Origin of the sequence: Streptomyces sp. NPDC007808 (genome assembly GCF_042868655.1) — a bacterium.
In the GTDB taxonomy this organism is placed as follows: Bacteria; Actinomycetota; Actinomycetes; order Streptomycetales; family Streptomycetaceae; genus Streptomyces.
Genome location: NZ_JBIAEQ010000004.1, coordinates 21,831 through 35,362, shown reverse-complemented (window position 1 = coordinate 35,362; position 13,532 = coordinate 21,831). Strand labels below are relative to the sequence as shown.

The following is a 13,532-nucleotide window of genomic DNA, read 5'->3' as shown; positions in this document are numbered from 1 at the left end:
CTCCCTTGCCGTGGCGGACCGCATTGAGGCGGTCGTATTGCGAATCACGGAGTTGACGGGCGCGTGCCGACGAGACTCCGGAAGGTTTCGCATACGCATGTCCATTTCCAGTACTGATCACGTCGTCGTGCCCGAGAGCACCGAAGAGACGGCTGCCCCCGAGATCACCTTCGGGGACCTCGGTCTCCCCGAGGGCGTCGTGCGCAAGCTCGCGCAGAACGGCGTGACCGTGCCCTTCCCGATCCAGGCGGCGACCATCCCGGACGCCCTGGCCGGCAAGGACATCCTCGGCCGTGGCCGCACCGGCTCCGGCAAGACGCTGTCGTTCGGCCTGCCGACGCTGGCCCGCCTGTCCGGCGGCCGCACCGAGAAGCACAAGCCGCGCGCCGTCATCCTCACCCCGACCCGTGAGCTCGCGATGCAGGTCGCGGACGCGCTCCAGCCCTACGGCGACCAGCTCGGCCTGAAGATGAAGGTCGTCTGCGGCGGTACGTCCATGGGCAACCAGATCTACGCCCTGGAGCGGGGCGTGGACGTGCTGGTCGCCACCCCGGGCCGGCTCCGCGACATCATCAACCGCGGCGCCTGCTCCCTGCAGGACGTCGAGGTCGCCGTCCTCGACGAGGCCGACCAGATGTCCGACCTGGGCTTCCTGCCCGAGGTCACCGAGCTGCTGGACCAGGTTCCGGCGGGCGGTCAGCGGATGCTGTTCTCCGCGACGATGGAGAACGAGATCAAGACCCTCGTCGACCGGTACCTGAGCGATCCGGTCCTGCACGAGGTGGACGCGGCGCAGGGCGCGGTGACGACCATGTCGCACCACATCCTGATCGTGAAGCCGAAGGACAAGGCGCCGGTCACCGCCGCGATCGCCTCCCGCAAGGGTCGCACGATCATCTTCGTGCGCACCCAGCTGGGCGCCGACCGTGTCGCCGAGCAACTGCGCGACGCCGGCGTGAAGGCGGACGCGCTGCACGGCGGCATGACGCAGGGCGCGCGGACCCGGACGCTGGCCGACTTCAAGGACGGGTACGTCAACGTGCTCGTCGCGACCGACGTCGCCGCTCGCGGTATCCACGTCGACGGCATCGACCTCGTCCTGAACGTGGACCCGGCCGGTGACCACAAGGACTACCTGCACCGGGCCGGCCGTACGGCGCGTGCGGGGCGCACGGGCACGGTCGTCTCCCTGTCGCTGCCGCACCAGCGCCGGCAGATCTTCCGGCTGATGGAGGACGCGGGCGTCGACGCCTCGCGCCACATCATCCAGGGCGGTGCCGCCTTCGATCCGGAGGTCGCCGAGATCACCGGCGCCCGTTCGATGACCGAGGTGCAGGCGGAGTCGGCGGGCAACGCCGCTCAGCAGGCCGAGCGCGAGGTGGCCCAGCTGACCAAGCAGCTGGAGCGGGCGCAGCGGCGTGCCGCGGAGCTGCGTGAGGAGGCCGACCGGCTGGTCGCCCGGGTCGCCCGTGAGCGCGGCGAGGACCCGTCGGCGGCGGTGGCCGAGGCCCAGGCGGAGCAGGCTTCCGCGGTCGTCGAGGCCGTCGAGGTGGCCGTGCCCGAGCAGCCGGTCGCGCAGGACGTCGACCGGGCCGAGCGCGGTGAGCGCCGTGACCGTGAGTTCGGCCGGGACCGGGAGCGTTCGTTCGACCGTGACCGTGGTGGGCGTTCGTTCGAGCGTCGGGACGACCGTGGTGGGTTCAACCGCGACCGTGACCGTGACCGTGGCTTCGAGCGTCGGGACGGTGACCGCGGTGGTTTCCGTCGGGACGACCGGGGTGACCGTGGTGGGCGTTCGTTCGAGCGTCGGGACGACCGTGGTGGGTTCAACCGCGACCGTGACCGCGACCGTGGCTTCGAGCGTCGGGACGGCGACCGCGGTGGTTTCCGCCGGGACGACCGGGGCGACCGTGGTGGGCGCTCCTTCGAGCGCCGGGACGACCGTGGTGGGCGTTCCTTCGAGCGTCGGGACGGCGACCGCGGCGGTTTCCGTCGGGACGACCGGGCCGGACGTTCCTTCGAGCGGCGCGACGAGCGTGGCGGTCACCGAGGCAGCGACCGTCCCTTCAACCGGGACCGCCGCGACGACCGGCCCGGTTTCCGCTCCGGCGGCCACGAGCGGCCGTACGGCCGTCGTGACGACCACCGCGGCGGCGGCTCCTTCGGGCGCCGTGAGGACAAGCCGCGCTGGAAGCGCAACGGCTGACGCCAACTGATCCAGGGAAGGGCCCGCACGATGTCCGTCGTGCGGGCCCTTCCGCGTCCGCCGCCGCTGGACGCGCCCTGGACGCCTGCCCCGCTCCGGCGTGCCTGGCAGGCCGTCAGATGTCGCCGGACGGTTCTTCCCACCGCCCTCCGCCACCGCCGACGCGGCCGTGACCCCGATACCCGATCGGCGATGCGGCGACGTCCGGCTATGCTCGGGGTGGCAACATCGCCTGGGCCCTTAGCTCAATTGGCAGAGCAGTGGACTTTTAATCCATTGGTTGTGGGTTCGAGTCCCACAGGGCCTACCGGTGGCGGGGGAGGTAAACGGCCTCTGACCTGCTACGCAGCGTCCGGGTCGGCTTCGGCTGGCTCGGGCGTTGCTTCGTTTCCGGGTGCATGCGGGAGCGGATGCGCTCGTGGTGGGACTCGTGGGGATGCCCGTCCACTTCCGAAGGGGCACGTCATGACAAGGCGGATGGCCGCATCGTGCTGCTCTTCGCCGAGACGAATGCCTGGTCGCACGACGACTCCAGGGCGCGGCCCGACGGGTCCCGCGCCCTCGGGGCAGCACGGCGCTGGTCGACCCGCCACAGCACCGACCAGCGAGCGCGGGTCCCGCGACGCCGGCGGCGCCATCGGGAAGCCCTGCCACCGCTGCGGCCGCAAGGAAGGAAATCCGCGGCCTGACCTGCGGGGCCTGCGAGAGATGCACGAACCGGTGGTCCAACTCCCCGAACCGAACGACATTCTGGGTCAACGTCAACCACCGGGCGGCCTCTGCCCTGTGCAGCGACCGTGCCCACAACCTGGACGACCTCTGCAGGCTGGGCCTTCCGCACCTGACAGGCGCGGCCACCGTTCGTGGCGGCGTCGCGCCGGGCTGCTGCTCGCCGTGCTCTGCGCGGTACTGCTCACCGCGTGTGGTGGCGGGGACGGCGCTGAGGCGAAGTCCCCCGATCTGGGGGACCAGGACCGTTTCCTGCACGACTATGTGGAGTTCCTCAACGAGTCGGACGAGAGCGGCCTGGCCCGGCTTCTCGACGCACACCCTCAGGGCGACCAGGACGCCCGAGCCCGGATCAAGGCGTACGGCGGACAGGACTGGGATGTCCGGTGGAGCCGTACCTCGGAGTTCGAGGGGGTGTGGAGGGTCGACATGACCGGCACCGCACGTGCGGAGGACGAACCCGTCCGCGTCACGGAGACGGTCGCCTGGGAGGACGGGGACTGGGTGATGGCCCCGCTGCCCGGGGTCGTACCGACGCCGTCGAACGCGGCAGGAACCGAACCACCCGACTGAGCCGGCCCGATGGGCAGGTGACGGGAGACGACAGGAGGTCCGTGTGGTCCCGGAAGGGTTCGCACGGACCTCCGCCATGTCAGGGCCGCGACCGCTGGTAGGCGGGGCCTGTGCCCTCCGACGTGCCACGCAGCGCCCGGGTCGGCTTCGGTCGGCTCGGGCGCTGCCTCGTTTCCGGCCCGTGATGGTCGTGGTCCGCGCCGGGCGACTTTCGCATTCTCACGTTTTCGCTTGCGGCTTTCCGTGAGATGCGGCTAGGTTGATCTCACGGAACAGCCACCCTTCAACCGTGAGGTTTGTTGATGACCGTCACCCGTGACACCTCCGAGCAGGTCCCCGTCCGCGTCTTCGGCGGACCCACCGCCCTCATCGAGTACGGCGGCCTGCGGCTTCTCACCGACCCCACCTTCGACGCACCGGGCGACTACTCCCTGGACGGCGGTCACAGGCTGACGAAGACCGCCGCCTCCTCCGTCTCGCCCGCCGCGCTCGGCCCCGTCGACGTGGTGCTGCTCTCGCACGACGAGCACCCCGACAACCTCGACGTCTCCGGGCGGGCACTGCTGGCCGACGTGCCGCTCACCCTGACCACGCCGAGCGGGGCAAAGCGCCTCGGCGGTACCGCCCGGGGGCTGCGGGACTGGGAGTCCGTGGCGGTGGAGCGGCCCGGCGGGGGTGCGATCACCGTGACCGGGGTGCCTGCTCTGCACGGTCCGGGGGAGCGTGCGGAGCTCGAAGCGGTCCTCGGGCAGGTCGTCGGGTTCGTGCTGACCGGGGACGGGCTGCCCACGGTCTACGTCAGCGGGGACAACGCCCAGCTCGGCCCGGTCCGGGAGATCGCCGAGCGGTTCGGGCCGGTGGACACCGCCGTGCTGTTCGCGGGCGCCGCCCGCGGGGCCGTCCTCGACGGCCGGCTGCTCACCCTCGACAGCGCCCGTGCCGCCGAGGCCGCCCGGATACTCGGGGCCCGCCGGGTCGTTCCCGTCCACTTCGACAGCTGGGCCCACTTCACCGAGGGCCGGGCGGAGTTGGTGGCCGCGTTCGCGCGGGCGGGGCTGAGTGAACGACTCGGGCTCGACTGACCGCTCAGGGGAATGTCGCAGCATGTTCCACTAAGTCCCCAGTGGCGTATGGCGAGTTTGCGTCAGCTGGTGATCTCTTCACGATGAAGTAACAACAGAAACAGATCCCTTGAGGGAAGCTAGGCGATCATCCGGAGTCACATTCCGGACCGCGGCGGTCGAAGGTGCTCGATACGGCCGCCGATGCCTACATTCCTTCAGCACCAGGGATCACCATGCCCACCACCCCCCACCCGGCCCCGATACCGGGCGCGAAACGCGCCGTCCGTATCGCGGTGGCCGCCGGCCTCGTAGCCGCGCTCTCCGCGGCCGGGCCCGTACCCCTCGCCCTCGCCGCGGACGGCCCCGCCGCCCCCGTGGCCGACCCGGGCGTCAAGTCCGCTCATGACAAGCTCGGTTCGGACGACGCCGATCTCCTCGCCGAGGCCAAGGCGCAACGCGACAAGACCGTCACGATGATGATCGCCACGGCACCCGGGCAGACCGAGAAGGTCGCCGAGGAGCTGGACGCGGTCAAGGGCGGCTCCGTCGGCCGTACGTACGACAAGCTCGGTTACGTGCGGGCCACCGTGCCGACCGGCAGGGCGGACTCGGCCATCGCGGCCGCCGCCAGGCTCTCCTCCGTGCAGGCCATCGACCTGCGCGACGAGATACCCCTGGAGGAGCCGGTCCTCGACGGCGGCGGCAGGTCGAGTGCCTCCACGGCGACCTACCCCGGCCCCGGCAAGGACACCCCCGCGAAGAACCCGTACAACCCGTCCTTCGAGACGGGCGCGGTCGACTTCGTGAAGAAGAACCCGAAGGCCGACGGCCGCGGCGTGACCATCGGCGTCCTGGACTCCGGTGTCGACCTCGCGAGCCCGGCGCTGCAGAAGACGACGACCGGTGAGCGCAAGATCGTCGACTGGGTGACCGCCACCGACCCGATCGTCGACGGCGACGGCACCTGGCGGGCGATGACCACCTCCGTCTCCGGGCCTGCCTTCACCTTCGGCGACAAGAGCTGGAAGGCCCCCGAGGGCTCGTACCGGATCAGCACCTTCCGTGAGGCCGTCACCGCGCAGGGCAGCGCCGCGGACGGCGACGCCGACGGTGACGTCAACCGCGACGGCGACACCACCGACGACTGGGGCGTGCTCTACGACCCGGCCGCCGGCACGGTCACCGTCGACGTGAACGACAACGGCGACTTCACCGACGACACCCCGATGAAGCCGTACAAGGACGGCCACCAGGTCGGCCGCTTCGGCACCGACAACCCGGCCACGGACATCCCCGAGAGCCAGGACTTCGTGGTGGAGGTCCGCAAGGACGTCCCCATGGACCCGCTGGGCGGCGACTGGGTCGGCAAGAAGGCCGACTTCGTCAACATCGGCCTCACCGCCGGATCGCACGGCAGCCACGTCGCCGGCATCACCGCCGCCCACGGCCTGCTGGGCAGCAAGAAGATGAACGGCGCCGCCCCCGGCGCCCAGATCGTCTCGTCCCGGGCCTGCGTATTCGGCCCCGGCTGCTCCAACGTCGCGCTCACCGAGGGCATGATCGACCTCGTCGCCAACCGCGGCGTCGACATCGTCAACATGTCCATCGGCGGCCTGCCCCCGCTGAACGACGGCAACAACGCCCGTGCCGAGATGTACACCCGGCTGATCGATACCTACGGCGTCCAGCTCGTCATCTCCGGCGGCAACTCCGGCCCCGGCGCCAACACCATCGGCGACCCGGGCCTCGCCGACAAGGTCCTCTCGGTCGGCGCGGGCGTCTCGAAGGAGACGTTCGCCGCCAACTACGGCACCGGTGTGCGCAACGCGTACCAGCTGTTCAACTTCTCCTCGCGCGGCCCGCGTGAGGACGGCGGCTTCACGCCGACCGTCGTCGCCCCCGGCGCCGCGGTCAGCACGATCCCGGCCTGGATGCCCGGCGCGCCCATCGCCGAGGCGGGCTGGAAGCTGCCGGCCGGCTACGCCATGTACAACGGCACCTCGATGGCGGCCCCGCAGGCCGCCGGCTCCAGCGCCCTGCTGCTGTCGGCCGCCGAGCAGAAGGGCATCGACCTCACCCCCGAGAAGCTGCGCACCGCGCTCACCTCGACGGCCCGGCACATCAAGGGGCTCCAGGCGTACGAGGAGGGTGCCGGCCTCATCGACGTCGTCGACGCCTGGAAGGCGATCCGGGCGGGCGCCACCGCCCACGACTACACGGTCAAGGCCCCGGTCGACACCGCGCTCGACCAGGCGCTGAAGACCCCGGGCTTCGGCACCGGCGTCTACGACCGCGAGGGCGGTCTGAAGGCCAAGAAGAGGAAGACGTACGACGTCACCATCACCCGTACGTCCGGCCCCGCCGGCTCGCTCCCGCACACCCTGCGGCTGGCCAACAACAAGGCCGGCACCTTCAAGATCCTCGGCCCGCACGCGGTGAAGCTGCCGCTGAACAAGCCGGTGACCGTGAAGCTCCAGGCCGCGCCGAAGCACGCGGGCATCAAGAGCGTGATCCTGGAGGCCGACGACCCGAGGACGGTCGGCGTCGACAAGCAGATCCTGAACACCGTCGTGGTCTCCAAGCCGGTGAACCACACCTTCACCGCCTCCGGTTCGGTGGAGCGCAACGGCTTCAAGTCGTACTTCGTCACCGTCCCCGAGGGCGCGAAGTCGCTCCAGGTGACGCTGGGCGGCCTGAAGGAGGGCAGCCGGACGGTGTTCAGCGCCATCAACCCGTACGGCGTCCCGGTCGCCGACGACGACACGAAGACCACCGACATCGCCTCCTACGCGGACCCGCTGCCCGGCGTCTGGGAGATCGAGGTCGACGCGCGGCGCACCTCGGTGCCGCTGGACAACCCGTACAAGCTGGACGCCACCGTGTACAACGCGTCCTTCGACCCGGAGTCGGTGACCGTGCCCGAGGCCAAGGTCGGCACGCCGGTCGACGCCTCCTGGACGGTGACCAACAAGCTGGCGGCCGTCGAGGGCACCCTGAAGGGCGGCGCCCTCGGCTCGTCGAAGACCGAGCGACCGACCATCAAGGGCGGCGAGACGCACACCAGCACCCTGGAGGTGCCGGAGGGCACCACGTCGCTGGACGTCGCCATCGGCGGGGTCTCCGACGCGGGCGCCGACCTCGACCTGACGGTGTACGACGCCCAGGGCAAGGTCGCGGGCCAGTCGGCGGACGGTGACTCGGACGAGTCCGTCTCGATCGCGAACCCGGCCGCCGGTACGTACACCGTCGAGGTCGTGGGCTTCGAGGTGCCGTCCGGTTCGACCGCGTACGACTACCGGGACGTGTTCTTCTCCTCCGTCCTCGGCAAGGTCGCCGTCGACGAGTCGGCGCCGGTCAAGCTCGGCACGGGCGCCACGACGAAGGTCTCGGCGCAGGTCACGGTCGCGAAGGCGGTGGCCGAGGGCCGTGAACTCCTCGGCGAGGTGAGGCTGGTGAACGCGCGCGGGACGACCGCGGGCGTGGGTGGCGTGACGATCGAGAAGGTCACGCCGTAGCCGTCGCACACGGTTGAGGGGCGGGTGTCCGGGGCCGGGCACCCGCCCTTCCTCTTGCCGTGTGCGCGGACACCTTCCGCTCAGCCCACGCCGAGCTCGGCCAGGTCGCCCAGCGGGAGCGTGTGCTGGGTCTGCAGGACCTTCGCGCGCAGGTAGCGGACGTTGTCCGGGGTGGCGAAGACGCCGGTGGGGACGCGGTCGCGGACCTCGACACCCAGGGTGCGCAACTGGTCCGCCTTGTCGGGGTTGTTGGAGAGCAGATCGAGTTCACCGATGCCGAGGGCGGAGAGCATCTGGGCTGCCGCCGTGTAGTCGCGGGCGTCCTCGGGCAGGCCCAGGGCGGTGTTGGCGGCGTAGGTGTCCAGGCCCTGGTCCTGGAGGGCGTACGCGTCGAGCTTGTTGTAGAGGCCGATGCCCCGGCCCTCCTGACGCAGGTACAGCAGCACGCCGCCGCGCTCGGCGATGCGCTCGACGGCCTCGCGCAGCTGCGGGCCGCAGTCGCAGCGGGCCGATCCGAACACGTCTCCGGTCAGGCACTCGGAGTGCAGCCGGACCAGCGGGGTGGTGCCGGGCGCCGGGTCGCCGAGGACCACGGCCACGTGCTCGCGGCCGTCGGCCAGGCCGTGGAAGGTGACCAGTTCGGCGTCGGCGCGGTAGCCGTCGTGGAAGCGCAGCGGGACCCGGACGCGGGCGCGCTGGGTGGCGGCGGCGATGAAGTCGGGCATGCGGGTTCTCCGGGTTCCGTACGGGGACCATCTGCTTCAGATTTGAAGCAGCTCCATGGTCCGGGACCCTACCCCATGCTTTAAATTTGAAGCAATGGAAGGCGATCGGTTTGTCGCCTACGTCACGGGCGCGGCGAACGCCTCAGGAGCACGACCTGCCGGAGCGCCGCCGCCAGGGCACCTCGTCCGCGGTGGCGTGCGCGCCGTCCCCGTGGAAGCCCGCGCCGATCGCCGTGAAGATCTCCTCCAGCTGTCCGACCTGCGCCGGTGTCAGCCGGTCGAAGAGCAGCGACCGTACGGTCTCCACATGGCCGGGTGCCGCCTGCTCCAGCGTTCGCATGCCCTGTTCGGTGAGTGCCGCGATGCTGCCGCGCTTGTCCCAGCCGCAGTCCTCGCGCCGCACCAGCCCGTCCTTCTCCAGCCGGGAGACGGCGTACGTCAGCCGGCTGCGGGTGATCTTCAGCCGTTCCGCGAGGTCGGTCATGCGCAGCCGGCGCTCCGGCGCCTCGGACAGGGTGGCGAGGATGGAGTAATACAGGTGGGGCATGCCGGCTTCCTGCTGGAGTTGCCGGTCCAGCGCGTCCTCCACGAGCGCGGCGGCGGCGATGTACGCGCGCCAGGCGCGCTGCTCCTCGGGAGTGAGCCAGCGAGTCGTCATGCCCCCAGTGTAGGTTTGTTTCAAACTTGAACCAAGAGTTGAACCAAGAGTTGAACCAAGCACGTGAACCAAGCACGTGAACCAAGACCGAGACCGCCGAGCGGAGAGCGCGCCGATGCCCTCGTACCCCTACGTCCTGCTGTCCGCCGCCGTCTCACTGGACGGGTACCTCGACGACACCACGGCCGAGCGGCTGCTCCTGTCCGGCCCGGCCGACTTCGACCGGGTCGACGAGGTGCGGGCCTCCGTGGACGCGATCCTCGTCGGCGCCGGCACCATCCGGGCGGACAATCCGCGGCTGCTGGTGAACTCGGCCGAGCGACGGGCCGCGCGGGTGGCGGCGGGCAAGCCGGAGTATCCGCTGAAGGTCACGGTCAGCGCCTCCGGAGAGCTGGATCCGACGGCGAACTTCTGGCACACGGGCGGCGAGAAGATCGTCTACACGACGGAGAAGGGCGCCGAGCGGCTGCGGCGGGCCCCGGTCGCGGCGGACGTGGTCGCGCTGGGCGCGGAGCTGGACTGGCGGGACCTGCTGACGCACCTGCGCGAGGTGCGCGGCGTCGAGCGGCTGATGGTGGAGGGCGGCGGCCTCATCCACACCCAGCTGCTCCAGCAGGGGCTGGCCGACGAGGTGCAGCTGGTGCTGGCGCCGTTGTTCGTGGGCGACCCGCAGGCGCCACGGCTGTTCGGGCCGGGCGGGTACCAGGGCGGGCGGCTGCGGCTGCTGGAGACCCGTCGGATCGAGGACGTCGTGCTGATGCGCTACGAGCCGACGGCGCCCGGCGTCGGCACGCTGCCCGCCGCCGCGGACCGGCACTGGCTGGCGCTCGCGTGCGACCTCGCGGCGCAGTGCCCGCCGTCGCGCACGGCCTTCAGCGTGGGGGCCGTGGTGGTGGCCGCCGACGGGACCGAGCTGGCGCGCGGCCACTCCAGGGAGGCCGGCGACCCGGTGGTGCATGCGGAGGAGGCGGCCCTCGCGAAGATCGACGCCGGCGATCCGAGACTGGCGGACGCGACGGTGTACACCAGCCTGGAGCCGTGCACGCGACGGGCGTCCCGCCCGCTGCCCTGCGCGCGGCTGATCCTCGACGCGGGGGTGCGGCGGGTGGTGACGGCCTGGCGGGAGCCGGACACCTTCGTGGTCGGGGCCGACGGAAGCGGGGCGCTGGCGGAGCGGGGGGTGGACGTCGTGGTCCTGCCCGAGTTCGAGGCGCGGGCCAAGGCGCCGAACGGGCACCTGCTGCCGTGAAAAGGCCGGTGGGAGCCTGCCGCCGGAAAGCCGTGTGCGTCGGGTCCCGCGGATGGCGTACTATGGAGTCATCGCCGCGGGGTGGAGCAGCTCGGTAGCTCGCTGGGCTCATAACCCAGAGGTCGCAGGTTCAAATCCTGTCCCCGCTACTGATGGCTCAGGGCCGGAACTGATTCAGTTCCGGCCCTGAGTGTGTTCGGGGCCGACTTTTTCTCCGCTTTCGCCGCCGTGACGACTCTTGCGCGTTGTCACCAACGGTGACCGGGTGACCGCCCTCCGCATAACAACTGACACACCGTCAGTACCTGTGTGACTGCAGAGTCCTGGTCAACTCGCCCGTTTTAGGGGGCTCATGACCCGTAAGTCCGCCCGAAATTCGTTAACGATCAAGTAGAACAGCTTGGAATCCGTACCCCGCGTCTATTAACGTTCGATAACGCAGCGCGGTCGTCCCAGCCGTCACAAGAGGCGGCTCCGTGCGCACGCGCCGAATCCTGTACCCGTACGGGAACCGGGGAACCACCACCCTGGGGTGAATCGCGCTGAAGCCGCCGTGGACTCACGGCCGGTATACGCGCGTAGGAGACCTTCCTGCTCCGAACCCGTCAGCTAACCCGGTAGGCGAGAAGGAAGGAAAGGAGTACGCCCACGTGGCGTCCAACAGGCCTGCTACGCAAGCCCCGTTCGTGCCGAGTCAGCGCACCGACGACACCTTCGGCTACGACCGCTACCGCACTGACGAGGGCCCGTTCGAGGAGTGGAACCCCACCGCGGAGTCCATTCGCCCCGTACGAGGCAGGCATCGCGTCGCCAAGCAGCGCGGCGGGGGACTCGCCCGCAGCTCCACGGTTCTCGGCGTCGGCGTCATAGCCGCCGTCGGCGCGGGCGGCATGGCCACCGCGCAGACGGGCAAGCCGCCGGTCGCCATCACCATGCCGGACCTGCCCCTCATCTCCGACGACGACTCCCCGGCCGTCGACACCGGCACCGCGCTGAGCACCATGGGCGCGACCACCGAGGAGACCACCCAGGGCACCGGCGACGCCGGTGAGGCGCTGCGGGCCCGGATCATCGCCCAGGTCGAGCAGCAGCAGGACCAGATCGAGAGCAAGGCAGCCGCCGAAGCGGTCGCTGCCGCCGAGAAGGAAGCCGCCGCCGCGGCCGCCAAGGCGGAGAAGGAGGCCGAGGCCAAGGCCGCCGCCGCGAAGGCCGCGGCCGAGGAGGAGGCTCGCAAGAAGGCCGAGGCCGAGCGCCTCGCCGAGCTGGCCAAGCAGTACGCGCTGCCGACCTCCTCGTACACCGTCACCTCGACCTTCGGTCAGGCCGGCGCCTACTGGTCGTCCGGCTACCACACGGGCCTCGACTTCGCCGCCCCCTCCGGCACCCTGATCAAGGCGGTGCACACCGGCACCATCACCTTCGCCGGCTGGGACGGTTCCTACGGCTACAAGACGGTCCTCACCCTGGAGGACGGCACCGAGATCTGGTACGCCCACCAGTCCTCGATCAGCGTGAGCGTCGGCCAGAAGGTCAACACGGGCGACGTCATCGGCCGTGTGGGCGCCACCGGCAATGTGACCGGCGCCCACCTCCACCTGGAGGTCCACCCCGACGGCAGCGGGAGCGGCATCGACCCGATGGCCTGGCTGCGCGGGAAGGGCCTGACGGTCTGACACCCGGCCGCCGCGAGGCGGTACTTGGGACACCCCACGACTCATCCCCGGCGGCCCTGACGACGACCCCCCGACGTCAGGGCCGCCGGTCCGTGCGCCGGTGCGGGACCGGCCGCGAGGGCCGGGTCCACGGCAACGTCGCCGCCGCCCCGGAATGGTCCACTTCCTCGTGGCGGTTGAGGTGAAGCATGACCTCTCTGCGCACACTCGGCTCCACCGACCTGCGGGTCTTCCCGCTCTGCCTCGGCGGCAACGTCTTCGGCTGGACGGCCGACGAGGCCCAGTCCTTCGCCGTGCTCGACGCCTACGCGGCGGCGGGCGGCAACTTCGTCGACACCGCCGACTCCTACTCCGCGTGGGTCCAGGGCAACGGGGGCGGCGAGTCCGAGACCATCATCGGCTCCTGGCTGAAGGCGCGCGGCAACCGGGACGACGTCGTGATCGCCACCAAGGTCAGCCAGCACCCCGACTTCCAGGGCCTGAGCGCGGCCACCATCAAGGCCGCCGCCGACGCCTCCCTGCGCCGCCTCGGCACCGATCACATCGACCTGTACTACACCCATTTCGACAAGCCCGAAGTGCCGGTCGAGGAGATCATCGGCGCCCTGGACGACCTGGTGAAGGCGGGCAAGGTCCGGCACATCGCCGCGTCCAACATCTCCGCCGAGCGGCTGAAGGCGTCCCTGGACTTCTCCGACAGCGAGGGCCTCGCCCGGTACGTGGCCCTGCAGCCCCACTACAACCTGGTCTCCCGGGACACCTACGAGGGCGAACTGCGGGATCTCGCCGAGCATGAGGGCTTGGGGGCGGTCCCGTACTCCGCCCTGGCCTCGGGGTTCCTCACCGGCAAATACCGCGCCGGTACGACGGTGGGGAGCGCCCGTGCCGCAGGCGCCGCCAAGCACCTGGAGACCGAGCGGGGACGCCGGGTGCTCGACGCCCTGGACGGCATCGCCCGCGCCCACGAGGTGCCGGTGGCCACGGCGGCCCTCGCCTGGCTCGCGGCCCGGCCGACGGTCACGGCCCCGATCGCCTCGGCCCGGACGGTGGAGCAGCTCCCGGCGCTGCTCGGGGTGGCCGAGCTGAGGCTGACGGAGGAGGAGCTGGCTCGGTTGACGGCGGCGTCCGCCTGACTCGCGC

The 13,532-nt window shown here is 71.0% G+C and carries 9 protein-coding genes, 2 tRNA genes and 1 riboswitch; of the genes, 9 read left to right on the top strand and 2 right to left on the bottom strand.

The window, feature by feature from the left end; genetic code table 11:
- Positions 1-97 precede the first annotated feature (97 nt).
- The 5 genes from ACFYNL_RS15880 (at position 98) to ACFYNL_RS15860 (ending at position 8,087) form a co-directional block, all read left to right on the top strand.
- The gene (locus ACFYNL_RS15880; RefSeq protein WP_388802836.1) at positions 98-2,206 is read left to right on the top strand and encodes a DEAD/DEAH box helicase; all 2,109 of its coding nucleotides are present in this window, start codon (positions 98-100) and stop codon (positions 2,204-2,206) included.
- A 234-nt stretch (positions 2,207-2,440) separates the two neighbouring features.
- Positions 2,441-2,513, top strand: a tRNA-Lys gene (locus ACFYNL_RS15875).
- 587 nt (positions 2,514-3,100) lie between these two features.
- On the top strand, positions 3,101-3,508 hold the full coding sequence (locus tag ACFYNL_RS15870) for a hypothetical protein (protein WP_388802834.1): 408 nt from the start codon (positions 3,101-3,103) through the stop codon (positions 3,506-3,508).
- Positions 3,509-3,810: 302 nt separating this feature from the next.
- Positions 3,811-4,590: an MBL fold metallo-hydrolase gene (locus ACFYNL_RS15865; RefSeq protein ID WP_388802831.1), complete on the top strand. Its 780-nt coding sequence runs from the start codon at positions 3,811-3,813 to the stop codon at positions 4,588-4,590.
- Positions 4,591-4,805: 215 nt separating this feature from the next.
- Positions 4,806-8,087: a S8 family serine peptidase gene (locus ACFYNL_RS15860; RefSeq protein WP_388802828.1), complete on the top strand. Its 3,282-nt coding sequence runs from the start codon at positions 4,806-4,808 to the stop codon at positions 8,085-8,087.
- Positions 8,088-8,167: 80 nt separating this feature from the next.
- Here ACFYNL_RS15860 and ribA read toward each other — a convergent pair whose 3' ends face one another.
- Positions 8,168-8,812 carry a GTP cyclohydrolase II gene (ribA, locus tag ACFYNL_RS15855; RefSeq protein ID WP_388802825.1) on the bottom strand — a complete coding sequence of 215 codons (645 nt, stop codon included), beginning with the start codon at positions 8,810-8,812 and terminating at the stop codon, positions 8,168-8,170.
- Positions 8,813-8,954: 142 nt separating this feature from the next.
- Positions 8,955-9,470, bottom strand: a complete 516-nt coding sequence (locus ACFYNL_RS15850; RefSeq protein ID WP_388802822.1) for a MarR family winged helix-turn-helix transcriptional regulator — start codon at positions 9,468-9,470, stop codon at positions 8,955-8,957.
- Positions 9,471-9,585: 115 nt separating this feature from the next.
- On the opposite strand from ACFYNL_RS15850, the gene ACFYNL_RS15845 reads away from it, so the two are divergent.
- The 4 genes from ACFYNL_RS15845 to ACFYNL_RS15830 all read left to right on the top strand — a co-directional run bounded on the left by ACFYNL_RS15845 (position 9,586) and on the right by ACFYNL_RS15830 (position 13,525).
- On the top strand, positions 9,586-10,719 hold the full coding sequence (locus ACFYNL_RS15845; protein ID WP_388802819.1) for a dihydrofolate reductase family protein: 1,134 nt from the start codon (positions 9,586-9,588) through the stop codon (positions 10,717-10,719).
- 75 nt (positions 10,720-10,794) lie between these two features.
- A tRNA-Met gene (locus ACFYNL_RS15840) sits at positions 10,795-10,868 on the top strand.
- A gap of 326 nt (positions 10,869-11,194) precedes the next feature.
- Positions 11,195-11,358, top strand: a riboswitch (cyclic di-AMP (ydaO/yuaA leader).
- Between the two features lie 11 nt (positions 11,359-11,369).
- Positions 11,370-12,392 carry a M23 family metallopeptidase gene (locus tag ACFYNL_RS15835; RefSeq protein ID WP_388802817.1) on the top strand — a complete coding sequence of 341 codons (1,023 nt, stop codon included), beginning with the start codon at positions 11,370-11,372 and terminating at the stop codon, positions 12,390-12,392.
- A gap of 188 nt (positions 12,393-12,580) precedes the next feature.
- Entirely contained in the window at positions 12,581-13,525 is a 945-nt protein-coding gene (locus ACFYNL_RS15830; protein WP_388802814.1) for an aldo/keto reductase, read from the top strand.
- Positions 13,526-13,532: the final 7 nt, after the last annotated feature.

Bases quoted from the DNA above. Each gene is read 5' to 3' on its own strand.
- ACFYNL_RS15845 (WP_388802819.1), top strand. From the start codon at position 9,586: ATGCCCTCGTACCCCTACGTCCTGCTGTCCGCCGCCGTCTCACTGGAC.
- ribA (WP_388802825.1), bottom strand. From the start codon at position 8,812: ATGCCCGACTTCATCGCCGCCGCCACCCAGCGCGCCCGCGTCCGGGTC.
- ACFYNL_RS15865 (WP_388802831.1), top strand. From the start codon at position 3,811: ATGACCGTCACCCGTGACACCTCCGAGCAGGTCCCCGTCCGCGTCTTC.
- ACFYNL_RS15830 (WP_388802814.1), top strand. From the start codon at position 12,581: ATGACCTCTCTGCGCACACTCGGCTCCACCGACCTGCGGGTCTTCCCG.
- ACFYNL_RS15860 (WP_388802828.1), top strand. From the start codon at position 4,806: ATGCCCACCACCCCCCACCCGGCCCCGATACCGGGCGCGAAACGCGCC.
- ACFYNL_RS15880 (WP_388802836.1), top strand. From the start codon at position 98: ATGTCCATTTCCAGTACTGATCACGTCGTCGTGCCCGAGAGCACCGAA.
- ACFYNL_RS15850 (WP_388802822.1), bottom strand. From the start codon at position 9,470: ATGACGACTCGCTGGCTCACTCCCGAGGAGCAGCGCGCCTGGCGCGCG.